Below are 23,654 nucleotides of genomic sequence, written 5' to 3' on the forward strand. Positions count from 1 at the left end.
GGGCCCGGATCGGGATGTCCCGGCGCGGCGGTACCCGCGCGCGAAAGGGTCGGGTTCGCCGTCGAAACGAAACGGGCCGGACGCCATCCCGCGCCCGGCCCGCTCCTTACGCGCGGATCCGGCCCGGGATCGCCCCGGGCCGTCTCGTTTCGTCAGGCCATCGCCTCGTTGCGCAGCCGGTCGTACTCGGCCTGCGGCATCGGCACCGCGCGGGGCTGGCCGAGATCCTTCATCGGGATGCGGTAGGTCTCCCGGGCGCTGAACGCCGCCACCGCCGAGATCGCCGTGACCGCCAGGGCGATCGAGCCGATGGTGAGCGGGATGTTGGCCGAGCCGGGGGGCGCCACGGTGGCGAACAGGGCCGGCAGCATCGCGGTGATCGCGGTGCCGACGTTCTGCGAGATCGCCATCGCGGAGACGCGGGTGCGGGTCGGGAACAGCTCGGGGTAGAAGCTCGGGAAGACCGCGTTGTAGCCCTGGTAGACGATGCCCCACATCAGCAGCGACATCACGATCGCCAGCGGCACGTTGGCGATGCTGATCGCGTAGAGATAGCCGAAGGACAGGAGGCCGGAGCCGAGCGCGCCGAGGATGATCGGCGGGCGGCGGCCGATCTTGTCCGACAGGTTGCCGACGATCGGGATCACCACCACCGCCAGGATGTTCCCGAGCACCGGGATCCAGAGATAGACGTCCTTGTGGAAGCCGATGCCGTAGGCGGCCTGGACCGCGTAGGCGGCACCGAAGATGGTGGTGACGACCGGGATGACGTTCATCAGCGCCATGCACACCACCCGCAGCATGTCGGGCCAGGAGGTGGTGAAGGCCTCGACGATCGGCGCGCGGGCGACCTCGCCCTGCTTCTCCTCGGCGGCGAAGGCCGGGGTCTCGTCGACCTCGCGGCGGATGATGTAGCCGACGATGATGACGATGAAGCTCAAGAGGAACGGGATGCGCCAGCCCCAGGAGTTGAACGCCTCGGTCGGCATGTAGGCGGCGAGCGGCAGGAACACCGCGGCGGCGAGGATCTGGCCGGCCTGCACGCCCTGCAGGGTGAAGCTGGCGAAGAAGCCGCGGCGGCCGAACGGCGCGTGCTCCATGGTCATCGAGCTCGCGCCCGAGATCTCGCCGGCGACGGCGAAGCCCTGGATCAGCCGCAGGATGACGAGCAGGATCGGGGCGAGGATGCCGACCTGGCTGTAGGTGGGCAGGAGCCCGACCGCGATGGTCGAGAAGCCCATCAGGAACATGCACAGGACGAGCACCTGCTTGCGGCCGTGGGTGTCGCCCCAATGGCCGAGTACGAAGGCGCCGATCGGCCGGCTGACGTAGCCGACGCCGTAGGTGGCGAGCGAGGCCACGATCGCCACGGTCGGGTTGTTGGACGGGAAGAACAGCTGCGGGAAGATCAGCGAGGCGGCCGTCGCGTAGATGAAGAAGTCGTAGTATTCCAGCGCCGAGCCGATCCAGGCGCTCGCGGCGGCCTTCTTCGACTGTTGCCGGTCGTGGGGATGTCCTGCCGTGGCGGCACTCATCGGGGTTTCCTCCTGTGGTTGGTGTGGCCGTTGCCGCTTCCACGATCCGGGCGGCATTGGGTCAGATTTGCTTATCTAAGAGTGTATCGGGGGCAATCGCGTAAAGTAAATCTCAATCAATTTTCATCGTGCGCAATTCCACATCCGCCACCGCAGCGCAAGGGCAGGGCGCGCGGGCGGTTGCGCTTGCCCACCGGCATCAGCCGGCGGGCGGGGCCACCGCGCGGTCGAAGGCCCGTGCCATCGCCTCGGCGGGCGCCTCGCGGCCGGTGAACAGCGCGAAGGCGTCGAGGGCCTGGTGGATGGCGAGTTCGCGCCCGGTCATGGTCCGGGCGCCGATCCGCGCGGCGTCGACGAGGAGCGGCGTCCGGAGCGGGGCATAGACCGCGTCGGCCACCCACATCCCGGGCCGCAGCAATTCCGCCGGGACCGGGGTGCCGCGGTCCGGCAGCATCCCGACGGGAGTGCCGTTGACGACGCCCCGCGCCCCGTCGAGCGCCGCCGCGACGCTCCCGCAGACCCGCACGGCGGCGTGGCCGGCCAGCGCGGCCGCCACCGCCTCGGCCTTGGCCGGGTCGGCATCGACGAGGCGGACCTCGATCCCCTCGAACTGCGCCAGCGCCACCGCGACCGCCTTGCCGACGCCGCCGGCGCCGACCAGCGCCACCGGACCCTCGGGCCGCGGCCCGAAGGCCTCGACCAGGGCGCGGGCGAAGCCCGTCGTGTCGGTGTTGTGGCCGGTGAGGCGGCCGTCGCGCACCACGATCGTGTTGACGGCGCCCACGGCGCGCGCGCCCGGCGACAGGGCGTCGAGGAAGGGCAGGACCCGTTCCTTGTACGGGAAGGTGACGTTGACGCCCGAGAATCCGATCGGCGCGAGGGCGGACAGCAGGGTGCGCAACTGCGCGTCGTCCGCCCCGGGCACGTCGATGAGCTGGTAATGGGCCTCGAGCCCCACCGCCTCGGCGGCGGCCTCGTGCATCGCCGGCGAGGCGGAATGGGCGATCGGCGATCCGATCAGGCCGAGCAGGCTGGGTCTGGCGTGTCCGTGAGCCATGGTGTGCGGCCCCTCGATGTTGCGCCCGCCCGTGGCGAGCTCTCCCTGGACTGCACGATATCTCCACCATGCCCGCATCCTGAGTACCAAGTTGCGTGCCGATCGTAACATCATGTTACGATCGGGCGCGGCGTGGCGGCACGCGGCCGGCCGTCGACCTGCCCCGGCCGCGCCATCTCCTCGCGCAGGAAGCGCACGAAGCTTTCCGCGAACATGCTGAGCGCCGTCCCGGCCTTCATGGCGATCCAGGTCTCGAAGACCGGCGCCTCGTCGATCGGCAGGACGCGGATGCCCGGGAAGGCGTCGTCCGCGATGGTGAACTGGTCGATCACCGCGATGCCGAGGCCCGCCCGCACCAATGAGCACACCGTCGAGCCGAACCGAGCCCGGATGGTGATCCCGTAGGACAGGCCGCGCGCGCGGAAGATGTCGGACATGATCCGCCCGTAGGGGTCGTTCGGGTCGATGCCGATCAGGGGATGGCGCACGATCTCCTCGGCCGAGATCGAGGTCCGGGCGGCGAGCGGATGGTCGAGCGGCACGATGCAGAACAGGCCGCCGCGGGCGAGCGGCTCGAAGGTGAGCGCGGGGTGGTCGAGGCGGTAGCTCATCGCCACCACCTCGCCCTTGCCGAGCAGCAGGTAGTCGATCGCCTCCTCGAGCTTGAGGATGTTGATGTCGATGACGAGGTGGGGATAGGCCGCCCGCACCCGCTCGATCGCGCGGGGCACCATCACGTGCGAGATCGACGGCACGGAGCCGATCAGCAGCTCCTGGCCCGCGCCGCCCTGCGTCCGTTCGAGGACGAAGCGCAGGTCCTCGACCTTGTCGAAGACCGCGTTGATCTGCGCGAAGACGTGGCGCGCCTGCTCGGACGGGACCAGGCGCCCGGCCCGCCGGTCGAACAGCCGGATGCCGAGCGAGGTCTCGGTGTACTTCATCAGCCGGCTGATGCCCGGCGCCGAGACGTTGAGGAGCCGGGCCGCGCCGGCGATCGTGCCCGTCACCATCACGGCGCGGGCGACCTCGATCTGGCGCAGCGTCAGCATCCGGCATCCCCCTGGTGGTCCGCGTCGCGCGAGGATGGCGGAAAGCGCGGCCGCGGCGCAAATGCCGCCGGTCGCGGCTGCGCCGGCATCCGGCCCGGTGCTACAGGCGGGGGACGTCCTTCACCGATCGGAGCGGCCCGGGATCCGATGCGCGCCCTCTTCGTCCACCAGAACTTTCCCGGCCAGTACCGGCACGTCGCCCCGGCGCTGGCGGCCCGGCCCGGCACCGAGGTGGTGGCGCTCGGCATCAACCCGGCGCCGGCCCTGCCGGGGGTGCGCCACGTCCGCTACGCCGTCGCCGGCCGCTCGACGCCCGGCATCCATCCCCTCGCGGCGAGCTTCGAGACCGCGACCCTGCGGGGCGAGGCGGCGGCGCGGGCGGCGCTCGCGCTCAGGGCCGAGGGGTTTTCTCCGGACGTGATCTGCGGCCATTCGGGCTGGGGCGAGACGCTCTTCCTCAAGGACGTCTGGCCGCGGGCCCGGCTCCTGACCTTCGCGGAGTTCTTCTACAGCGCCGTCGGCGCCGATTCCGGCTTCGACCCGGAATTTCCGGCGGCCGAGGGCGACGCCTTCCGCACCCGCGCCCGCAACGCCGCGCAGCTCCTCGCGTTCGAGGCCTCCGACCGGCTCGTCAGCCCCACCGCCTGGCAGGCGAGCCGCATCCCGGCCGCTTTCCGCGACCGGCTCTCCGTCATCCACGACGGCATCGATACCGACCTGCTGCGGCCGGACCCGCGGGCGCGGATCACGCTGGGCCGCGAGCAGCTGCCCTTGGGGGTCGGCGACGAGGTCGTGACCTTCGTCAACCGCAACCTCGAACCCTATCGCGGCTACCACAGCTTCATGCGCGCGCTGCCCGAGATCCTGCGCCGACGCCCGCGGGCCCGGACGGTGATCGTCGGCGGCAGCGACACCAGCTACGGCGCGAGACCGCCCGCCGGCCGGACCTGGCGCGACATCGTCCTCGACGAGGTCCGGGCCGATCTCGACCTGTCGCGGGTGCATTTCGTCGGAAAGATTCCCTACCGCGACTACGTCGACCTGCTGCGGGTCTCGGCCGCCCACGTCTACCTGACCTATCCGTTCGTGCTGTCCTGGTCGATGCTGGAGGCGATGGCGCTCGGGGCCTGCGTCGTCGGCTCGGCGACGCCGCCGGTCGAGGAGGTGATCCGGCATCGCGAGAACGGGCTCCTGGTCGATTTCTTCTCGCGCCGGGACATCGCCGAGGCGGTGGTGTCGGTCCTGGCCGATCCCGCGGCCGTCGCCCCGGTGCGGGCGGCGGCGCGGGAGACGGCGCTCGCCTACGACCTCGCGCGGGTCTGCCTGCCGGCGCATCTGCGCCTGATCGGGGAGGTCGCGGCCGCGTGAGGCGCGGATTCGACCGCAAGACGCGGGATGCGGCCGAGGGGCGGGGGCGCGTAGGCACGAGCCAGGAGGTGCCGCCATGACGCCCGTTCCCGATATGCCTTTTTCCGTGACGCCTTCATCCATGGCGCCTTCATCCATGGCGCCGTTCCGCTGCGAGGCGATCCCCACGGAGACGGCCGACCGCTTCCGCCGCACCGGCCGCGACGACCGGGGCAATGCCGTCCGGCGGATCGTCGCGACACCGGACGGCGGGTTTCCCTGCCGTCACTGCCTGCGCCCGGCCCGGGCCGGCGAGACCGTCCTGCTCGGCTCCTACGACCTGCCGGCGCCGCTCGGGATCTACTGGACGCCGAGCCCGATCTTCCTGCACGCCGCCGATTGCCCGCGAGCGGAGGCGGCGAACGCGGTCGCCCCGATCGTGCGGGCGAACCCCCTCGTCTCCATCCGGGCCTACGACGCGGCCGACCTCTGCCTGTACGATCTCGGCCACGTCTGCCCCGGCACCGAGGTCGATGCGCCCCTCGACCGGGCGCTGGCCGATCCCCGCACGGCCTTCGTGAACATCCACACCGCGCGGCCCGGCTGCCTGCTGACGCGGGTGGTCCGATGGACCGGCCGTTGAACCCCGGGCGATCCTCGTCTTTCCGCTGTGAATTGCTCAGCAATCCTTCATGTCCGGATGCGATCCCGGCGGCAACGAGAGGGAAGGGAGCAACCCGATGTCGCCGAGCCTGCATGCCGTCGGGGAGACGCCCGATGCCGGCATCCCGCTGTCCGAGTTGCTTGGGGCGCTCAGCCACGCCCTCGACCTCACCGAGGGCCAGCCGCCGGGCCACTGCGTCCGCGCCACCTGGATCGGCATGCATGTCGGCCGGGAGTTGGGGCTCGATCCCGACAGGCTGTGGGAACTCTACTACACGGTGATGCTGAAGGATCTCGGCTGCTCCAGCAACGCCGCGCGAATCTGCGAGCTCTACCTCTCCGACGACATCGGCTTCAAGCGCGACTTCAAGTCGGTGAGCGACAGCCTGCCCCAGGTGCTGGGTTTCGTCTTCTCCCATACGGGGCTCAAGGCCGGGCTCGCCGAGCGCTTCCGGGCCGTCCTCAACATCCTGCAGAACGGCGGCGAGATCGTCGACGACCTGATCCAGACCCGCTGCCAGCGCGGGGCCGAGATCGCCGCGCGGCTGCGCTTCCCGCCCGCCGTCAGCGAGGCGATCCACGCCCTCGACGAGCACTGGAACGGCAAGGGCCGGCCCGACCGCCGCGCCGGGGCGGAGATCCCGCTCTACGCCCGCATCGCGCTCCTGGCGCAGGTGGTCGACGTGTTCCACACCAGCGCCGGCCCGGCGGCGGCGCTCGCCGAGGCGCGGGCCCGGGCCGGCTCCTGGTTCGATCCCGACGCGGTGGCGGCCCTGGAGCGGGCCGCGCGGGGAGCGGGCTTCTGGGACGTGCTCGCCTCCGACGCGGTGGCGGATGCGGTCGCCGCCCTCGAGCCGGCCCGGGCCGGCCTCGTCGTCGACGAGGACTACCTCGACGACATCGCCCGGGCCTTCGCGCAGGTGATCGACGCCAAGAGCCCCTTCACCTCCGGCCATTCCGAGCGGGTCGCGGTCTATGCCGACCTGATCGCGGCCGAGCTCGGATACGCGCCCGACCGGCGACGCTGGCTGCGCCGGGCGGCGCTCCTGCACGATGTCGGCAAGCTCGGGGTGTCCAACGCCATCCTCGACAAGGCGGCCAAGCTCGACGACGCCGAGTGGCGCGACATGCGCAACCACGCCCTCTTGTCGGAGACGATCCTGGCCCGGGTCGCGGCCTTCCACGCCATCGCCCGGATCGGCGGCGCCCATCACGAGCGCCTCGACGGCAAGGGCTACCCACGGGGCCTGACGGGCGAGGCCATCGCGCCCGAAACCCGCATCGTCTCGGTGGCGGACGTGTTCGACGCGCTCACCGCGGACCGCCCCTACCGGGCCGCGATGCCGATCCCGAAGGCGCTGGGCATCATGCGCCAGGACGTCGGCACCGCCTTCGACCCGGCCTGCTTTTCGGCGCTCGAGCGGGTGATCGCCGGGCTCGACGGCGACCTGTCGCGGGCGGCCTGACCGGCGCGCGGCTCATGCCGCCCGGAACGGGCGCGGGTCCGAAGGCCCCTGCCGGGACGGCGCCGATGCCGCTATGCTGGCGGGATTCGCCAGGGCCGGTCCGCGACGGACCGACCCGACCTGAACCGACCGTTGGACCTCTTCCCGTGCGCCTGACCCAGATCACCCACCACGACCTCGACGGCTACGGCGCCGCGACCCTCGTCGCGGCCCATGCCGAGCCGGCGCGCATCGTGCACGTCCCGCGCTACGGCGATGTCGGGCCCGTGGTCGACGACGAGCTGAAGCGCCTGGCGAAGACCAAGGCGGCCGAGATGGTGCTGATCACCGATCTCGGCATCGAGGAGCCGACGATCGCGTTCCTGCGCCGCTTCGCCGCCATGAACCGCAAGCGCGAGGGCGACGCTCCCCACCGGCTGGTGGTGCTCGACCACCACACCTCCTCGATCGACCAGATGCGCCGCCAGGGGCTGGAGCCGAAGGCCGACGCCGACAACCCGCGCCTGTCGCGGTTCGACCTCGGCGATCCGGCGGTGACGGTGCTGATCGACGAGAATTCGAGCGCCACCCGGATGGTCGCGACCCATCACGCCCTGTTCGCCACGAAGGCGCCCGACCCGGCCCGGGCCGAGGACCTGGCCCTGCTCGTCGCCTCGGTCGACGCCCTCGACCTGTGGCGCAAGGAGGACCCGCACTTCCCCGGCGGCTTCGCCCTCGACGAGATCTTCTGGGACAACGTCGGCACCCTGGTGCCGGTCGGCCACCCGGCGCACGATCCCTTCGTGGCCCGCCTGCTCCTCGACGCCACGGCGACGCTGCGAGCCGGCGCCACGCCGGCCGAGCTGGAGCGGGCCGTGCCGGCGATCCGCGGCGCGATCGTCGACGACCTGATGCGCGAGGAGCCGAGCGACGATCCCCGCCTCACCACCCGGCAGCGGATGGCCCGGGCGCTCGCCCGCTCCGACGCGCTGTTCCACGCGCTGCCGGACGGCACGCTCCTGTCCTTCGCCCTCGATGCCGGCACCTTCCAGCGGGTCTCCGACCTTGTGATGGCGAGCGGGCGCGCCAAGCGCCTCGTCAACGTGCAGCGTACCGGCACCCTGTCGTTCCGCTCGATCGACGGCACCGCCCTCGACGGCGCCCGCCTGTTCCGTGGCGGCGGCCACCAGGACGCCGCCGGCGGCAAGCTGCCGAGCGGCACCGCCTTCTCGCTCTCCGACGCCGTCGCCCAGGTCGAGCCGGTGCTCAACCCGCCGAAATCGGCGGCTGCCGACAGCCCGTTCGCGGCCCTGAAGAACTGGAAGGGCTGAGGGGAGGCCCGGGGCCGTCCGGGGTCGGGCCCGGTCGGCTCCCGTCCGGAGGGGACGCATGTTCACGCACGTCATGATCGGCAGCAACGACCTCGCGCGGTCGCGGCTGTTCTACGACGCCACGTTCGCCGCCCTGGGCGGCGGGCCCGGCGCGACGGATGCCCGCGGCCGGCTGATCTATGCCCATGCGGGCGGCCGGCTGATGGTCACGACCCCGATCGACGGCAACCCGGCGACCGCGGCCAATGGCGGGACCATCGGCCTCGCCGCCGCGAGCCGCGACCAGGTTCTCGCCTGGCACCGGGCCGGCATCGCGCAGGGCGGGACCGCGATCGAGAGCCCGCCGACCGAACGACCGAACGGGGCCTTCGTCGCCTATCTGCGCGACCCGGACGGCAACAAGCTCACCGCCCGCACGGCCGCGACGCGGTAACGCCGCCGTCAGGCCGGCCGATACTCCGAATCGAGCGCCGGCGGGCCGTCGGTCGCGATCCGGCCGCGCTCCACCAGGTCTTCGAGATGGGCGAAGACCGAGAGGGCGGCGGCGGGCCGCAGCATCGGATCGAGGCCGGAATACAGGGCGGCGACGAGGCCCGGGATGGTGCGCTCGCCGGCCGACACGCGCTCCAGGATGCCGGCCTCGCGGGCACGGCGATGGCCGAGGAGCCCGCGCACGAAGCGCTGGGGATCGCGCACCGGGCCGCCATGGCCGGGCCAGTACACCGTCTCGGACCGGCCGCGCAGCTTCTCCAGCGAGGCCATGTAGGGGCCCATGGCGCCGTCGGGCGGTGCCACGATGCTGGTCGACCACGCCATGACGTGATCGCCGGAAAACAGCGCGTCCTCCTCCGCGAAGGCGAAGGCGAGGTGGTTCATGGTGTGGCCGGGGGTCGCGAGCGCCGTCAGGGTCCAGCCCGGCCCGGTCACGCTCTCACCCTCGGCGAACTCCCGGTCGGGCCGGTGCTCGGCGTCGCCCGCGGCGTCGAGGCGGCCCTGCTCGAGACCGCGCACGGCGCGGGCCGGGCGGTGCGGCCCGCAGCCGACGATCGGTGCGCCGGTCGCCGCCTGGAGCGGGCGGGCGCCGGGGGAGTGGTCGCGGTGGGTGTGGGTGACGAGGATCGCCGCGATGGTCTCGCCGCCGAGCGCCGCCAGCAGGGCCGCCCGGTGCTCCGGGTGGTCCGGGCCGGGATCGATCACGGCGACGCGGCCGTGCCCGACCACGTAGGTGCACGTGCCGCTCTGGGTGAAAGGCCCGGCATTGGGGCAGACGAGCCTGCGGATCAGCGGCGTCACCGCCTCGACCCGGCCGCTCGCCGGGGCCTCGCGCTGGAAGGCGGGCGCCGCCTCGGATGGCTCAGATTCGCTCACCGGACCGGCTCCTGACGCGGCGTGGACGGGGACGCGTCCGGGTTAGCCGGCGGGGCACCGCCCTGTCGAGGCCCGGCTCGGTCTTCGCCGCGCGCCCGTCAGCTCACCATCCAGGCCCAGCAGAGCAATCCTGCGAAGAACAGGCCCGAGCTCAAAAACACGGCCGCGACTTCGCGGTACTGCAGCAAACGATTCTCGAGCGCGGGCGACATGGCGGGCGACAGCATGTTGGGGGGAAACCGGAGCAGCCGGAACCGGAACATTGTCCTCCCGCGGGCCTGTGAATCGCAAGCGCCGCGAGAGGGTGGAGCCGCGGAAGACCGGCCCTGTCTCCGGGCCGCAACAGGCGGCCGGGCCGGCCTGCGCGCCTACCGGAACGGGGAGGGCGCCACGACCCGGACCGGCAGGAAGCCGGCATCGCTCACCACCTCGGCGAAGCCGACCGCGCGCGAGGCGTAGCGCAGGCGGCCGGCGTCTCCTTGACCCTGGCCCTTGGCGGCAGCCGCCAGGGTACGGCGGAACTCGGCCCGGGCGCGTTCCTGGCGCGTCACGTCGAGGGTGCGGTCGAGGTCGCGTCGCGCCGTGGCCGAGAGGGCTCCGGCGCGGCGGAACTCGACGAAGCGCGCCTCCCCGGCGCGGTCGCGGCCGGCGAAGATCTTCGCGCCGACGGCCCGGGGGCCGGGCCCGGCCGCCACCGCGTCGCCGGGCCGGAGGGTGGCGTCGCGCAGGAGCAGCCGGGCGTAGCCGCCCTCGCCGGGCCGGCAGGCGCAGCTCTGCACTTGGCGCGTCCGGTAGATGTAGGCCGCCGCGAGGCTGCGGTAGGGGCGGCCGTCGAGGCCGACCGCCCGGTCGAGCTCCTGGCCGGCGCGCAATGTGTAGAGGGCGGTCTCGGCGCCCGGGCAGGCGGCCTGGCAGGCCTCCTGATGCGCCGGCAGGGCGTCGCGCCCCTCGAGGTTGGCGAGCGGGAACATGTAGCCGTCGCAGGTGCGCACGCAGACGGTCCGGTCGTGGCTGCCGGCGAACCCGCCCGGCGCCTCGGTCCGTACGACCGCGAGGCGCGGGCGGGGACGCTGCGGGGCCTGCGGCGAGGCCGATCTCGGCAGGGACGCCTGCGGGCGGTGCACCGGGGTGACCCAGCGCGGCGCATCGACGGCGACGGTCGCCGGGCGGCCGGTCCAGCGGATCCGCCGCTCGCGCAACGCCGCCTGGGGCCGGGGCGCGCGCGCCGGCAGGCCGAGGCTGCGCGGCACCTCGCCGAGCAGGAAGTCGAGCACGCCGGCATCGTCCGCGGCCTGCACCAGGGTGCTGCCGGCCCCCACGCCGCCGAGGCCGAGCAGCAGGCCGAGGGCGAGGCTCCGCACGAGGGCGCGCGAGCGGCCGCCGCCGGGCTTCATCAGGTTGGGGACGGTCACGGGGGAGCCTCACCGAAGGTTAAGGCCAATTAACCCCTCGCCCCGGAACCCCGCAACTGCGGAGAACCGCTGAGATAACAGCTTCATGACTCTCGGGCGCGGGCGTCTCGACTCCGCCCGGCGCCCGGCCCGGGGGTGCGCCCGTTCAGACGCCCTCGCCCATGGCCGACTGCATCATGCGGTCGCCGGTGAGGTCGTCGTCACCGTAGCCGAGGAGCTCGGCGAGGCGGTTGCGGGCGCGGTTCACGCGGCTCTTGATCGTGCCGATCGCGACGCCGCAGATGCCCGCCACCTCCTCGTACGACAGCCCCTCGGCGCCCACCAGGATCAGCGCCTCGCGCTGGTCGGGCGGCAGCTTGGCGAGGCCGGCGCGCAGGTCCTGCACGTCGAGGCGGTGGCCCTGGTCGGGGGCGGTGAACAGACGCGCGGCGTAGGAACCGTCTTCGTCCTGGACCTCGCGCATCCGCTTGCGCTGCTCGGAGTAGAAGGCGTTGCGCAGGATGGTGAACAGCCAGGCGTTCAGGTTGGTGCCGGGTTGGAAGCGATGCTGGTTCTGCCAGGCGCGCAGGATCGTGTCCTGGACGAGGTCGTCGGCCCGGGCGGAGTTGTTGGTGAGCGAGAGCGCGAAGGCGCGCAGTGACGACAGGGCCGCCAGCATCCCCTCGCGGAAGGCCGGCTCGACCGACCGGCCCTGCTCGGCGAGCGCCGCCTCGAGCCGCTCGATCAGGGCGAGGAAGACCTCCGGGGTCGCCGCGGTCTCGATCGGCGCGTAAGCCGCGCGCAGCTGATGGCCGAGATGGCGCTGCACGGTCGGCGGCAGGCCGGGCTTCGACTCGGGCGTGGCCAGGATGGGATTGTCGGTGGACGCCATGCGACTCTCACGTTCTGAAGCGGGGAGGTGGGGCGGCGCGGGTCCGAGCCGCGCGTCATACCCCGCCGGAGCTTCCTTCAAGCGGGAAGGTGGGGCGCGGCGGCGCGCTGTCGACGGGTGCGCAACGCCGCGGGGCGGGTCAGCGGAGCGGCGGGCGGTGCCGTGTCCGGTCGCGCGCTCCGTCGCGCGGCGCATGCCTGGTCCGCCCTTCGCTCCACCGCATCGCCATCGCTCCGGCTCGCCGCGCGAGGGCGCGGCCGCGCCCGGGCCGGCGGCCCAGGTCGCCGGGGGCAACGGCCTCGTACGGCCCAGGTTCCCGCCGCCGTCGTCGCACCCGGGCGGGAGCGTCCCGGTCGGCCGCGCCCGGCGGGCCCTACCAGGTCCGCGCGCCGGGCTGGCTGCGGTATTCGGCGGCGCGGATGCGCGTCATGATGCGGTCGAGATCGGCCAGCAGGGCCGTCTCCTCGGCCTGCGCGGCCGCGACGGCGTCCGGGTCGGCGAGGTAGAGGCGCTCCTGCTCGGCGCGGGCGAGGCGCTGCTCCAGCGCCGCGCGCTCGGCGTGGAGGTCGAGCAGCGCCCGCCGCCCCGGCTCGTCCGGATGGCCGGTCGTCTCGCCGTCCCGGGCCGCGTCGGTCTTCGTGTCGAGGTCCTGCACGGGATCGCGTCCTGCTGTGGATGAGGGGCGAGGGATGATGGGCAGCCCCGTCCTGTTCTTCGCCGTGCCAACGCGCGAGGCGGCCGAAACGTCGCATCCGGGCGGGCGCTGTCATCCAACTGTCACCGGATCGTCATAGGGCCGGCGTGAGGCCGGGAGTATCCGTCGCGCCGCGACGACATACGACCTGGCAAGCATCAGGACGGGGTCCGGCGCAGCCCGGGGAGGCCGGTCGCGTCCTCACCGGCCGTCGACGGCAGGATATCGGGACGACGAATCGTCCCCGCATCGTGCCGGACCGATCCGAACACGGAGAGAACCCAGTGAAGCCTTTCTCCTACGCGCTCGTCATCGGGCTCGCGACTGCCCAGATCGCGACCTCGGCGCTCGCCCTCGACATCACCGGCGCCGGCGCCACCTTCCCGTTCCCGGTCTATTCCAAGTGGGCCGAGGCCTACCGCAAGGAGACCGGCAACGGCCTGAACTACCAGTCGATCGGCTCGGGCGGCGGCATCAAGCAGATCCAGGCCAAGACCGTCGATTTCGGCGCCACCGACGCGCCGCTGAAGGGCGAGACCCTGACCAAGGACGGCCTGGTCCAGTTCCCGACCGTCATGGGCGGCGTCGTCCCGGTGGTGAACATCGCCGGCATCAAGCCGGGCGAGGTCAAGCTGACCGGCGAGGTCCTGGCCGAGATCTACCAGGGCAAGATCAAGAAGTGGTCCGACCCGAAGATCGCCAAGCTCAATGACGGCGTGAAGCTGCCCGACGCCCCGATCACCCCGGTCTACCGGTCGGACGCGTCCGGCACCACCAACATCTTCACCACCTACCTGTCGGACGTGTCGCCGGCCTGGAAGTCCGAGCTCGGCGCCTCGACCACGGTCAGCTGGCCGGCCGGCCAGGGCGGCAAGGGCAACGAGGGCGTCACGGCCGTCGTCAAGCAGGTCCCGAACGCCATCGGCTACGTCGAGTACGCCTACGCCAAGCAGAACAACTTGCCGGTGGCGCTGATCCAGAACAAGGACGGCCAGTACCCGATGCCGGGCGACGAGGCGTTCCAGGCCGCCGCCGCCAACGCCGACTGGAAGGCCGCCCCGGGCTTCGGCATCTCGCTGACCAACCAGCCCGGCGCCAAGGCCTGGCCGATCACCGCCGCGACCTTCATCCTGGTCCACAAGAACCCGGCCGACGCGGCCCGCACCGCCGAGGTGCTGAAGTTCTTCCGCTGGGCCTACAAGAGCGGCGACAAGATGGCCTCCGACCTCGACTACGTGCCGCTGCCCGACAAGGTCGTCGGCCTGGTCGAGGACGAGTGGAAGTCGGTCGCCAAGGACGGCAAGCCGGTCCTCGGCCAGTAAGCCGCGCCGCGGCCGACAGATCCCGGGAGGGCGGCCCCCGCCCTCCCGTCCGCCGGCGCGGGGCGCCGGCCGGGCGCTCCGATCCCCGCGCGATGCCGGCAGGCATGCGCGGGGATCGGGCAAAGCCGAGATTCCGCCGCCCGCCGGGCCCTGGCGGATCGCGTCCGACTCGCCTCGATCCGCCGAGCGCGCTAGAGGCCGCTCACTCCAAGGGAAACCCGGATGGTCGCGTTGTCTGAGAACGTCGCAGTGGCGGCGAGGCGCGAAGTCGCCCGCCGCGCCCCCAGCCCGGTGGGCGATCGCATCTTCCGCGCCGCCGCCTTCGCGTCGGCGCTGCTCGTGCTGCTGGTGCTCGCCGGCATCCTGGCCTCGATCGCCTATGGCGGCTGGCCGGCCTTCCAGGCCTTCGGCCCCGGCTTCCTGGTCTCGAGCGCCTGGAACGTCGGGCGCGAGGAGTACGGTGCGCTCGTCGCCATCATCGGCACCCTGGTCTCGGCGCTGCTCGCCCTCGTCATCGGCGTGCCGATCTCGCTCGGCATCGCGATCTACCTGACCCAGCTCTGCCCCGGCTGGGCCCGCCGCCCGGTCGCGATGACGATCGAGCTCCTCGCCGCCGTGCCGAGCATCATCTACGGCATGTGGGGCCTGTTCATCTTCGCGCCGCTCTTCGCGCGCTTCGTGCAGATCCCGGTCTCGAACGTCGTCGAGGGGATGCCGATCGTCGGCACCCTGTTCTACGCCCAGGTGCCGTCCGGCGTCGGCGTGCTCACCGCCGGCATCATCCTGGCGATCATGATCGTGCCGTTCGTCGCCTCGATCACCCGCGACATGCTCGACCAGATCCCGACGGTTTTGCGCGAGAGCGCCTACGGCATCGGCTGCACCACCTGGGAGGTCGTGCGCCACGTCCTGATCCCGCAGGCCTCGGTCTCGATCATCGGCGCGGTGATGCTGGGCCTCGGCCGCGCGCTCGGCGAGACGATGGCGGTCACCTTCGTGATCGGCAACGCCAACCGGCTCTCGGCCTCGATCTTCGATCCGGGCTCGACCATCGCCTCGCGCATCGCCAACGAGTTCAACGAGGCCGACGGCCTCCAGCTCAACTCGCTGATGGCGCTCGGCTGCATCCTGTTCGTCGTCACCTTCATCGTGCTCATCATCGCCCGGCTGCTGGTGCGCCGCGCGAAGGTGGCCTGATCCCGCTCCCGCACGGACGTTTCCCGATGAGCGCCTCCCCCGCCGCGGTCTCAGGGTCCGCCCCCGCCGCCCCCGCCCGCCCCGCCCCGCCCGAATGGGGCCGGGTCCGCGCCGGCCGGCGCACCGCCGACAAGGCCCTGATCGTCGGCTGCACCCTCGCCACCGCCCTCGGCGCGATCGTGCTCGGCTCGATCCTGCTGATGCTGATCATCCAGGGCGTCCAGGGCTTCTCGCCGGCCCTGTTCACGAACGTCACGCCGGGGCCCGGCTCCGAGGGCGGCGGCATCGCCAACGCGATCCTCGGCAGCCTGGTGATGACGGCGCTCGGCATCGTCGTGGCGACGCCGATCGGCGTGCTCGCCGGCACCTACCTCGCCGAGTACGGCCGGACCTCGCACCTCGCCAACCTGATCCGCTTCCTCAACGACATCCTGCTCTCGGCGCCCTCGATCCTGATCGGCCTGTTCGTCTACACCCTGATGGTGCGGCCGATGGGCGGCTACTCGGGCTGGGCCGGCGCGGTCGCGCTCGCCATCATCGCCACCCCGGTGATCGTGCGCACCACCGAGGACATGCTGCGCCTGGTGCCCGGCACCCTGCGCGAGGCCGGCGCGGCGCTCGGCGCGCCGCTCTCGATCGTGATCCGCAGCGTCACCTGGCGGGCGGCGCAGTCGGGCATCGTCACCGGCGTGCTGCTGGCGCTCGCCCGCATCGCCGGCGAGACCGCGCCGCTGCTGTTCACCGCGCTCAACAACAATTCCTGGTTCAGCCCGAACCTGATGGGCGGCGTCGCCAACCTCCCGGTCATGATCTACCAGTTCGCGCTCTCGCCCTACGAGAACTGGCGCCAGCTGGCCTGGGCCGGTGCGCTCCTCATCACCGTCACCATCCTGGGCCTGTCGATCGTGGCCCGCCTCGTCCTGCGCGGCCCCCAGCGCTGACCCGCATCCTGGAGACACACCGATGAGCGCCACCGCCACCGCCGTGCCGGTCGTGGGCCAGAGCACGGCCGACGAATCCGCCGCGATCCGCCTCGCCGTGAAGGACCTCAACTTCTACTACGGCGACTTCAAGGGGTTGAAGAACATCAACCTCAACTTCCTCGACCGCCAGGTCACGGCGCTGATCGGGCCGTCGGGCTGCGGCAAGTCGACGTTGTTGCGCACCTTCAACCGCATCTACAGCCTCTACCCCGAGCAGCGCGCCGAGGGGCAGATCCTGCTCGACGGCCGCAACATCCTCGACCCCTCGATCGACCTCAACGAGCTGCGCGCCCGGGTCGGCATGGTCTTCCAGAAGCCGACCCCGTTCCCGATGTCGATCTACGACAACATCGCGTTCGGCATCCGGCTCTACGAGCGCCTCGGCAAGGCCGACCTCGACGTCCGCGTCGAGGAGGCCCTGCGCAAGGGCGCCCTGTGGGACGAGGTGAAGGACAAGCTCAAGCAATCCGGCATGGGCCTGTCGGGCGGCCAGCAGCAGCGCCTGTGCATCGCCCGCACGGTGGCGCAGCGCCCGGAGGTGATCCTGTTCGACGAGCCGACCTCGGCCCTCGACCCGATCTCGACCGGCCGCATCGAGGAGCTGATCGAGCAGCTGCGGGGCGAGTTCACCATCGCCATCGTCACCCACAACATGCAGCAGGCGGCGCGCATCTCGCAGTTCACCGCCTTCATGTATCTCGGCGAGCTGATCGAGTTCGGGCCGACCAACCGGCTGTTCATGAACCCGTCGAAGCGCCAGACCCAGGACTACATCACCGGCCGGTTCGGCTGAGGCGTCCCGCCCTCGTTCCGCCGGCCCGGGCCCTTGCCGGGCCGGCCCGATCCCACGCTCCACTTCATCGCGGGGAGTCTCACTCCATGTCGAACCACATCGTCACCTCCTACGATCAGGAGCTGCAGAACCTGCGGCGCAGCATCGCCGAGATGGGCGGCATCGCCGAGAAGATGGTGGCCGATTCCGGCCAGGCGCTCCTGCGCCGCGACGCCGCCCTCGCCCAGTCGGTGATCGCCGTCGACCAGCGCCTCGACGGGCTGCAGCGCGAGATCGAGGAGAAGGCGATCCTCCTGATCGCCAAGCGCCAGCCGATGGCGATCGACCTGCGCGAGACGATCTCGGCGATCCGCGTCTCGGGCGACCTCGAGCGCATCGGGGATCTCGCCAAGAACGTCGCCAAGCGCGTCGTCGCGATCGCCGACCAGGTCCAGCTGCAGAAGATCGTCGTCGGCGTGGAGCACATGAACGAGTTGGTCCAGGGCCAGCTCAAGGACGTGCTCGACGCCTACGCCACCCAGGACACCGTGGCGGCCCTCGACGTCTGGGCCCGCGACGGCGGCATCGACGCGCTCTATACCTCGCTGTTCCGCGAACTCCTGACCTACATGATGGAGGATCCGCGCAACATCACGTTCTGCACGCACCTCCTGTTCTGCGCCAAGAACGTCGAGCGCATCGGCGACCACACCACCAACATCGCCGAGACCATCCACTACCTCGCCACCGGCGAGACGCTGACGACCGACCGGCCGAAGAACGACGGGTCGAGCTTCGCCACCGTGGATCCCCAGTTCTCGCCCCAGTCCCCGCCCAAGGCCTGACCGGATGGCCTGCCCGGCCGCGAGGCCGAGCGGGCCGTCCCGGCGGCGACGACCCTGAAGTGCCCCGATGAGTACCCGCATCCTGATCGTCGAGGACGAGGAGGCCCTGACCCTCCTCCTGCGCTACAACCTCGAGGCCGAGGGCTTCGAGGTCGACGCCGTCGCCCGCGGCGACGAGGCGGATATCCGCCTGCGCGAGCAGGTCCCCGACCTCGTCCTCCTCGACTGGATGATGCCGGGCCTCTCCGGCATCGAATTGTGTCGGCGCATCCGCGCCCGCCGCGAGACCGAGCGGCTGCCGGTGATCATGCTGACCGCGCGCGGCGAGGAGGGCGACCGGGTGCGGGGGCTCGCCACCGGCGCCGACGACTACATCGTCAAGCCGTTCTCGGTGCCCGAGCTGCTGGCGCGGGTGCGCGCGCTCCTGCGGCGCGCGAAGCCCGCCCACGTCGCCGACCTGCTCGTCGCCGGCGACATCGAGCTCGACCGGGTCAGCCACCGCGTGCGCCGCGACGGCCGCGAGCTGCATCTCGGCCCGACCGAGTTCAAGCTGCTCGAGTTCCTGATGCAGAGCCCCGGCCGGGTCTTCTCCCGCGAGCAGCTCCTCGACGGCGTCTGGGGCCACGACGTCTACATCGACGAGCGCACGGTCGACGTGCATATCGGCCGCCTGCGCAAGGCGATCAACCGCGGCCGCGACTCGGACCCGATCCGCACCGTGCGCGGCTCCGGCTACTCCTTCGACGAGATGTTCGCGCCCGAGCCGTGACGCCGGACGGCCGTCTCCCGGTCCGGGTCAGAACTCCATCCCGAACTTCACCCGCAGGCTGTGCCGCTCGAACTGGTTCAGCCCGAGGGACCGGCCGGCCAGGGCCGGGTCGGTGTCGCGGCCCCAGACCTGCCCGGCATAGGCCACGGTCAGCCAGACCTTCTCGGTGAACCGGTGATGCAGCGCGGGCCCCAGGGTGAGCGCCTCGCTCTCGAGCCGGTTCAGGAAGGCCCCCTCGTAGCCGCGCAGGTAGCGGACCTCCGGGCCGAGATAGGTGCTGTCTCCGACGCGCCCCACGAGAGCGTTCGACCACAGGAAGGTCGAGGAGCGATAGCCCGGGCCGCCCCGCTCGCGCCCGGCCGCCGGTTCGACGCTGATGTTGCTGCCGTACCAGAGCTTGTCCGGCACCACCTGGACGTCGAGCTGGAGCAGGCTCTCGACGTCGAAGATGTCGGCGCCGCGGCCTTCGACCGGGAGGACGCGCGTGAAGCGAGGGCGCACCTCCAGGGCGAGACCGAAGGGCTGCTCCTTCGAGCCCTTCAGGAACTGGTACTTCACCTCGAGCGAGACGCCGTCGAAGGTGCCGTAGGACTTGTCGTCCAGATCGAGAACGTTGCGCTGCCGCCGCAGCGTGCCGAAGGCGCTGAGTTCGAGGCTCAGCCTGTCGATGGGGTTGAACTGGTAGGCGAGCCGCGTGTCGAGCACGCGGTAGGCCGACCGGCCGGGGCCGTCACGACGCTTGCCGATGCGCGAGACGGTGTCGACCACCGCTTCCTGCTCGCCCTTCTCGCCGGCATCGGCGCCTTCCGTGAAGCCGAACAGGTGCTCGGTATCGACGTCCTTCCCGTCGTCCGTCTTGCTGGACGTTCCGGCCGGACGGCCCTCGTCCTCGCCGGCCTCCCGCGCGCCGCCCAGGCCCGTCCCGGACCTGTCCTCCATCCCGGACCTGTCCTTTGTCCCGGACTCGCTGCGCGGCGCGGCCTGCGTGGATGCCGGGGTGGAGAGGACGAGCATCAGGACGCCCGCCGCGGCCGACAGGCATCGCATCGGCTCGGTGATTCCGGTCATGGTCGCGCGAGGGCCCCAGATGTGCCGTGCTCCAGCGCGTCTGCTTAGAAACGATGCCGGCCGGCCTGGCTGCCGCAAAAATGCAACGCCCGTAAGACCTTTGGACCGCGCGGGATTACGAGGGGCGTCCGACGCATCGGAGGCCTTCGCGCGGTCGGCAGGACCGGGGATGGGCTCCGGTCCGCACGACCCCGGGGCGCCTTGACGTTGGCTCCGTACAAGGCTTGGCCGACGGCTGCGCGCCCGCCCCGAGCACCGCGCCGAATCCTGGCGCCGATCCCGACATGCCCACCCGCACCGCCCCTTGCACGGATCCGTCCCTGGGTCAGGGGTGAAGGCGATCTGCGTATCGAACATTTATAGTTGTAGATCGCCGAGCATGACGTTAGGATTTTCAAGTCAAGCGGGGAATGTTTCCATGGAAAAACTCAGAAACATCGCGACGATCTTGGCTTTTCTGCTGGCCGGAGAGATGATCGCTTCCATGCTCGGACTTGCCGTGCAGCCGGCATCGGCGCAGTCGAGCGCCGAGCGCGAGAGATGCGCGGAATCGGTCGGGATCCAGACACGTCACAACGGCCGGAACAGCTGGATCAAGCGGAGAGTCTCCGGCAAGACCTACAACGCTTTTCTTCGGTGCACGGACGACATTGCCATGAAACGTGCCGACGCGAAGCCGGGCCGCCCCTGAGAGCTTGGTCGACCGATCGACACGCTCTATCCCACCAGCAACCTCATCCTGAGGTGTTGGTCGATCGAAGATCGACTAACCTCGAAGGAGGGCTCCAGAACTCTCCGAGGTTACTGGATCCCTCCTTCGAGGCTCAGCGATCCTCGATCGCCTCGCACCTCAGGATGAGGTAGAGTGCAGGATGGAAAATCCCCTCGCGATTGTGTCGTCGCAAGCCGAGCAGGCTCCGACACATCAAGATATTTTCGTGTATCTGATAAAAATTCTCTCACGACGTCGACCCCGTCAGTCAGTCAGGCCCTGACACTCCATCGGGGCGACCGGCAGCGATCGGTCGGGAGGCCGGCACCCGGCTCGCGAACCGACGGAACCCGCGCGATGCCCACCGTCTCGCGGTGGGCGCGCCGCCACGGGACGGGGCCCCGCCGGACGGTTCCGTCCGGCGGGGCCTCCTTCAGATGTGCAGCGCCTCGCCGAGCGCTCGCAGGTTCGCCTCGTGGAAGGCCTCGCCGAGGGTCGGGTGGGCGTGGATCGTGCCGGCGACGTCCTCCAGCCGGGCGCCCATCTCGAGCGCTAGGCCGAACCCCGCCGCCAGCTCCGAGACCCCGGCTCCCACCGCCTGGATGCCGAGGATGAGGTGGTTGTCGGCCCGCGCCGTCACCCGCACGAAGCCGTCCTCGGCGCCCAGCGTCATGGCGCGGCCGTTGGCGGCGAAGGGAAACAGGCCGGTGCGGATCTCGTGGCCGGCGGCGCGGGCCTCGTCCGGCGACAGGCCGGCCGAGACCACCTCCGGGTCGGTGAAGCAGACCGCGGGAATCGCCACCTTGTGGAAGGCGCGGCGGCGCCCCGCCACGAGGTCGGCCACCATCTCGCCCTGCGCCATGGCGCGGTGGGCCAGCATCGGCTCGCCGGTCACGTCGCCGACAGCCCAGACGTTGCGCATCGAGGTGGCGCAGCGCTTGTCGATGCGGATGAAAGGCCCGCTCATGTCGAGGTCGAGCCGCTCTAACCCGAGGTCGTGCGTGCGCGCCTTGCGGCCGACCGCGACCAGGATCACCTCGGCGGGGATCGTCCGGCGCTCGCCGCCGACCTCGACATCGAGCGCGTCGCCCGAGAGCCCGGTCGCCTTGGCGCCGAGCAGCACCTCGATCCCGAGCGCGCCGAGGCGCCGCGCCACCGGCCGGGTCAGCTCGGCGTCGTAGGCCGGCAGGATCCGCTCGGCCATCTCGACCACCGTGACCTTGGCGCCGAGCTTGGCGAAGGCGGTACCGAGCTCGAGCCCGATATAGCCCGCCCCCACCACCGCCAGGGTGGCGGGGACCTTCGGCAGCGACAGCGCCTCGGTCGAGGAGATCACCCGCCCGCCGAAGGGCAGGTGGGGGAGCGCCGCCGGGACCGAGCCGGTGGCCAGGATCACGTGCTCGGCCCGCACCCGCTCGGGGCCGGTATCGGTCTCGACGAGGCAGGTCTTGCCGTCGACCATCCGCCCGCGCCCGCGCAGGATCTTGACCCCGCCGCGCTTCAGGAGCGACGCGACCCCGGTGTTGAGCCGCCCGACGATGCCGTCCTTCCAGGCCACCGTGCGGGCAAAATCGAGGCTCGGGGGGCCGGCCGAGAGCCCGAAGGGCGAGGCGTCGCCGGCCTGCAGCACGGCGGCGTGATAGGCCTCGGCCGCGTGGATCATCGCCTTCGAGGGGATGCAGCCGACATTGAGGCAGGTGCCGCCTAAGCGATTCTCCTCGACCAGCACGGTGTCGATGCCGTGCTGGCCGGCGCGGATCGCCGCGACGTAGCCGCCCGGGCCGCCGCCGAGCACCAGGAGCTTGGTGGTGATCTCGCCCACGGGTCAGGCCTCCATGAACAGGGTCGCGGGCGTCTCGAGCAGGCCTTTCAGCGCCTGCACGAACAGGGCGGCGTCGTAGCCGTCGACCACCCGGTGGTCGAAGGACGCCGAGAGGTTCATCGTCAGGCGCGGCACGAAGGCGCCGTCGCGCCAGACCGGGCGCATCACCTGCTTGTTGACGCCGATGATCGCGACCTCCGGCCGGTTGATCACCGGCGTGGTCACGATGCCGCCGAGCGCGCCGAGCGAGGTGATGGTGATGGTCGAGCCCGAGAGCTCGTCGCGCGCCGCCAGGCCGTTGCGGGCGGCCTCCGCCAGGCGCCGCACCTCGGCGGCCGAATTCCACACGTCGCGGGTCTCGGCGTGGCGGAGCACCGGCACCATCAGGCCGGACGGCGTCTGGGTGGCGATGCCGACATGGATGCCGGCATGGCGGTGGATCACCTCCGCCTCGTCGTCGTAATGCGCGTTCATCTGCGGGAAGTCCGGCAGGGCGCGCACCAGGGCCTGGACCAGGAACGGGATCAGGGTGAGCTTCGGCCGGTTCGCGCCGTGGCGCTGGTTGAGGGCGGCGCGCAGCTCCTCCACCGCCGTCACGTCGACCTCCTCGACATAGGAGAAATGCGCGACGCGGCGCTTGGCATCGGCCATGCGCTGGGCGATGCGCCGGCGGAGCCCGATGACCTTGATCTCCTCCACGCCGGTGCGGGCGACGCGGCCGGCGGGCGCGGGCGCGGTCTCCTCGGGCGGAGCGTTCAGGAACCCGTCGAGGTCGTCGTGACCGATGCGGCCGGCCGGGCCGGTGCCGCGGACCTGGCGCAGGTCGATGCCGGCCTCCAGTGCGCGGCGGCGCACCGCCGGCGAGGCGACGGGCTTCTCGCCCGCCGGGCGTGGCGGGCCAGAGGAGGGAGCAGTCGCCGCGGGGCGCGGGGCGGGGGCTGCGGGCTTCGCCGGCGCAGGCTTCGGGGGCTCGACCGGCTTCGGCGCGGCGGCGGATCGGGGCGCGGGCGCGGGTTGCGCCGGCTCCAGGCCGTCCGCGGCCGGGACCAGGGCGGCGGCGGGCTGGCCTTCGGCCGCGTCCTGCGCCCTCGCGACCTCGGGCGCCACCGCGACGCCGGAGTCCGGGACCGAGGCGGGCGCGGCATCTCCGCCCTCGATCTCCAGCCGCACGAGTTCGGCGCCGACCGCCAGCATCTGGCCGGCCTCGGCGCCGAGCGCCGCCACGGTGCCGCTCACCGGGGAGGGGATCTCGACGGTGGCCTTGTCGGTCATCACGTCGGCGAGGGGCTGGTCCTCGCGGACCACGTCGCCGACCTTGACGTGCCAGGCCGAGACCTCGGCCTCGGCCACGCCCTCGCCGATGTCGGGGAGCTTGACGATGCGAAATCCCAT

Annotated in this window: 23 protein-coding genes; 12 read left to right on the forward strand and 11 right to left on the reverse strand. The window is 71.8% G+C overall.

The window, feature by feature from the left end; translation table 11 throughout:
• Nucleotides 1–152 precede the first annotated feature (152 nt).
• The 3 genes from BMX97_RS07860 to BMX97_RS07870 all read right to left on the reverse strand — a co-directional run bounded on the left by BMX97_RS07860 (nucleotide 153) and on the right by BMX97_RS07870 (nucleotide 3,641).
• The gene (locus BMX97_RS07860) at nucleotides 153–1,535 is read right to left on the reverse strand and encodes an MFS transporter (protein WP_091747669.1); all 1,383 of its coding nucleotides are present in this window, start codon (nucleotides 1,533–1,535) and stop codon (nucleotides 153–155) included.
• Between the two features lie 199 nt (nucleotides 1,536–1,734).
• Nucleotides 1,735–2,592 (reverse strand): shikimate dehydrogenase, encoded by an 858-nt coding sequence (locus tag BMX97_RS07865; RefSeq protein WP_091747672.1) that lies wholly within the window; start codon nucleotides 2,590–2,592, stop codon nucleotides 1,735–1,737.
• Between the two features lie 110 nt (nucleotides 2,593–2,702).
• Nucleotides 2,703–3,641: a LysR family transcriptional regulator gene (locus BMX97_RS07870; RefSeq protein ID WP_091747676.1), complete on the reverse strand. Its 939-nt coding sequence runs from the start codon at nucleotides 3,639–3,641 to the stop codon at nucleotides 2,703–2,705.
• A 147-nt stretch (nucleotides 3,642–3,788) separates the two neighbouring features.
• Here BMX97_RS07870 and BMX97_RS07875 point away from each other — a divergent pair, with 147 nt between their 5' ends.
• The 5 genes from BMX97_RS07875 to BMX97_RS07895 all read left to right on the forward strand — a co-directional run bounded on the left by BMX97_RS07875 (nucleotide 3,789) and on the right by BMX97_RS07895 (nucleotide 8,860).
• Nucleotides 3,789–5,009 (forward strand): glycosyltransferase family 4 protein, encoded by a 1,221-nt coding sequence (locus tag BMX97_RS07875; RefSeq protein WP_091747679.1) that lies wholly within the window; start codon nucleotides 3,789–3,791, stop codon nucleotides 5,007–5,009.
• 121 nt (nucleotides 5,010–5,130) lie between these two features.
• Nucleotides 5,131–5,631 (forward strand): DUF1203 domain-containing protein, encoded by a 501-nt coding sequence (locus BMX97_RS07880; protein ID WP_244538324.1) that lies wholly within the window; start codon nucleotides 5,131–5,133, stop codon nucleotides 5,629–5,631.
• Nucleotides 5,632–5,728: 97 nt separating this feature from the next.
• Entirely contained in the window at nucleotides 5,729–7,117 is a 1,389-nt protein-coding gene (locus tag BMX97_RS07885; RefSeq protein ID WP_091747686.1) for an HD-GYP domain-containing protein, read from the forward strand.
• Nucleotides 7,118–7,263: 146 nt separating this feature from the next.
• On the forward strand, nucleotides 7,264–8,427 hold the full coding sequence (locus BMX97_RS07890; protein WP_091747689.1) for a dimethylmenaquinone methyltransferase: 1,164 nt from the start codon (nucleotides 7,264–7,266) through the stop codon (nucleotides 8,425–8,427).
• A gap of 58 nt (nucleotides 8,428–8,485) precedes the next feature.
• On the forward strand, nucleotides 8,486–8,860 hold the full coding sequence (locus BMX97_RS07895; protein WP_091747692.1) for a VOC family protein: 375 nt from the start codon (nucleotides 8,486–8,488) through the stop codon (nucleotides 8,858–8,860).
• Between the two features lie 8 nt (nucleotides 8,861–8,868).
• On the opposite strand, the gene BMX97_RS07900 is transcribed toward BMX97_RS07895, so the two are convergent.
• From BMX97_RS07900 to BMX97_RS07915, 5 genes are all read right to left on the reverse strand, one after another.
• Complete coding sequence (locus tag BMX97_RS07900; RefSeq protein ID WP_091747696.1) at nucleotides 8,869–9,795, reverse strand: MBL fold metallo-hydrolase; 927 nt, start codon at nucleotides 9,793–9,795, stop codon at nucleotides 8,869–8,871.
• Between the two features lie 98 nt (nucleotides 9,796–9,893).
• Nucleotides 9,894–10,058: a hypothetical protein gene (locus BMX97_RS32710; protein ID WP_177202145.1), complete on the reverse strand. Its 165-nt coding sequence runs from the start codon at nucleotides 10,056–10,058 to the stop codon at nucleotides 9,894–9,896.
• A 105-nt stretch (nucleotides 10,059–10,163) separates the two neighbouring features.
• Nucleotides 10,164–11,207: a DUF2865 domain-containing protein gene (locus BMX97_RS07905; RefSeq protein ID WP_244538325.1), complete on the reverse strand. Its 1,044-nt coding sequence runs from the start codon at nucleotides 11,205–11,207 to the stop codon at nucleotides 10,164–10,166.
• 145 nt (nucleotides 11,208–11,352) lie between these two features.
• Nucleotides 11,353–12,078 (reverse strand): sigma-70 family RNA polymerase sigma factor, encoded by a 726-nt coding sequence (locus BMX97_RS07910; protein WP_091747699.1) that lies wholly within the window; start codon nucleotides 12,076–12,078, stop codon nucleotides 11,353–11,355.
• Nucleotides 12,079–12,451: 373 nt separating this feature from the next.
• Nucleotides 12,452–12,733, reverse strand: coding sequence for a hypothetical protein (locus BMX97_RS07915; RefSeq protein ID WP_348273117.1), 282 nt, complete (start codon nucleotides 12,731–12,733; stop codon nucleotides 12,452–12,454).
• Nucleotides 12,734–13,056: 323 nt separating this feature from the next.
• Here BMX97_RS07915 and pstS point away from each other — a divergent pair, with 323 nt between their 5' ends.
• The 6 genes from pstS to phoB all read left to right on the forward strand — a co-directional run bounded on the left by pstS (nucleotide 13,057) and on the right by phoB (nucleotide 18,660).
• Nucleotides 13,057–14,094, forward strand: a complete 1,038-nt coding sequence (gene pstS / locus BMX97_RS07920; RefSeq protein ID WP_091747703.1) for a phosphate ABC transporter substrate-binding protein PstS — start codon at nucleotides 13,057–13,059, stop codon at nucleotides 14,092–14,094.
• A 222-nt stretch (nucleotides 14,095–14,316) separates the two neighbouring features.
• A complete protein-coding gene (pstC, locus tag BMX97_RS07925; RefSeq protein ID WP_060847931.1) occupies nucleotides 14,317–15,291 on the forward strand; it encodes a phosphate ABC transporter permease subunit PstC in 975 nt (324 codons plus the stop codon).
• A gap of 26 nt (nucleotides 15,292–15,317) precedes the next feature.
• Nucleotides 15,318–16,232, forward strand: a complete 915-nt coding sequence (gene pstA, locus BMX97_RS07930; RefSeq protein WP_091747706.1) for a phosphate ABC transporter permease PstA — start codon at nucleotides 15,318–15,320, stop codon at nucleotides 16,230–16,232.
• Between the two features lie 22 nt (nucleotides 16,233–16,254).
• A complete protein-coding gene (gene pstB, locus BMX97_RS07935; RefSeq protein WP_091747710.1) occupies nucleotides 16,255–17,067 on the forward strand; it encodes a phosphate ABC transporter ATP-binding protein PstB in 813 nt (270 codons plus the stop codon).
• Nucleotides 17,068–17,153: 86 nt separating this feature from the next.
• The gene (gene phoU / locus BMX97_RS07940; RefSeq protein ID WP_091747713.1) at nucleotides 17,154–17,891 is read left to right on the forward strand and encodes a phosphate signaling complex protein PhoU; all 738 of its coding nucleotides are present in this window, start codon (nucleotides 17,154–17,156) and stop codon (nucleotides 17,889–17,891) included.
• A gap of 67 nt (nucleotides 17,892–17,958) precedes the next feature.
• Nucleotides 17,959–18,660: a phosphate regulon transcriptional regulator PhoB gene (phoB, locus tag BMX97_RS07945; protein ID WP_091747716.1), complete on the forward strand. Its 702-nt coding sequence runs from the start codon at nucleotides 17,959–17,961 to the stop codon at nucleotides 18,658–18,660.
• A gap of 27 nt (nucleotides 18,661–18,687) precedes the next feature.
• Here the strand turns inward: phoB and BMX97_RS07950 are convergent, their stop codons facing one another.
• Complete coding sequence (locus BMX97_RS07950) at nucleotides 18,688–19,599, reverse strand: hypothetical protein (RefSeq protein WP_244538326.1); 912 nt, start codon at nucleotides 19,597–19,599, stop codon at nucleotides 18,688–18,690.
• Nucleotides 19,600–20,146: 547 nt separating this feature from the next.
• Here BMX97_RS07950 and BMX97_RS07955 point away from each other — a divergent pair.
• The gene (locus BMX97_RS07955; RefSeq protein ID WP_091747723.1) at nucleotides 20,147–20,419 is read left to right on the forward strand and encodes a hypothetical protein; all 273 of its coding nucleotides are present in this window, start codon (nucleotides 20,147–20,149) and stop codon (nucleotides 20,417–20,419) included.
• Nucleotides 20,420–20,873: 454 nt separating this feature from the next.
• Here BMX97_RS07955 and lpdA read toward each other — a convergent pair whose 3' ends face one another.
• Together lpdA and BMX97_RS07965 are read right to left on the reverse strand one after the other, a co-directional pair.
• A complete protein-coding gene (gene lpdA, locus BMX97_RS07960) occupies nucleotides 20,874–22,262 on the reverse strand; it encodes a dihydrolipoyl dehydrogenase (protein WP_091747725.1) in 1,389 nt (462 codons plus the stop codon).
• 3 nt (nucleotides 22,263–22,265) lie between these two features.
• On the reverse strand, nucleotides 22,266–23,654 hold the full coding sequence (locus BMX97_RS07965; RefSeq protein ID WP_091747728.1) for a dihydrolipoamide acetyltransferase family protein: 1,389 nt from the start codon (nucleotides 23,652–23,654) through the stop codon (nucleotides 22,266–22,268).

It is taken from the genome of Methylobacterium sp. ap11 (genome assembly GCF_900110515.1).
Classification (GTDB): domain Bacteria; phylum Pseudomonadota; class Alphaproteobacteria; order Rhizobiales; family Beijerinckiaceae; genus Methylobacterium; species Methylobacterium ajmalii.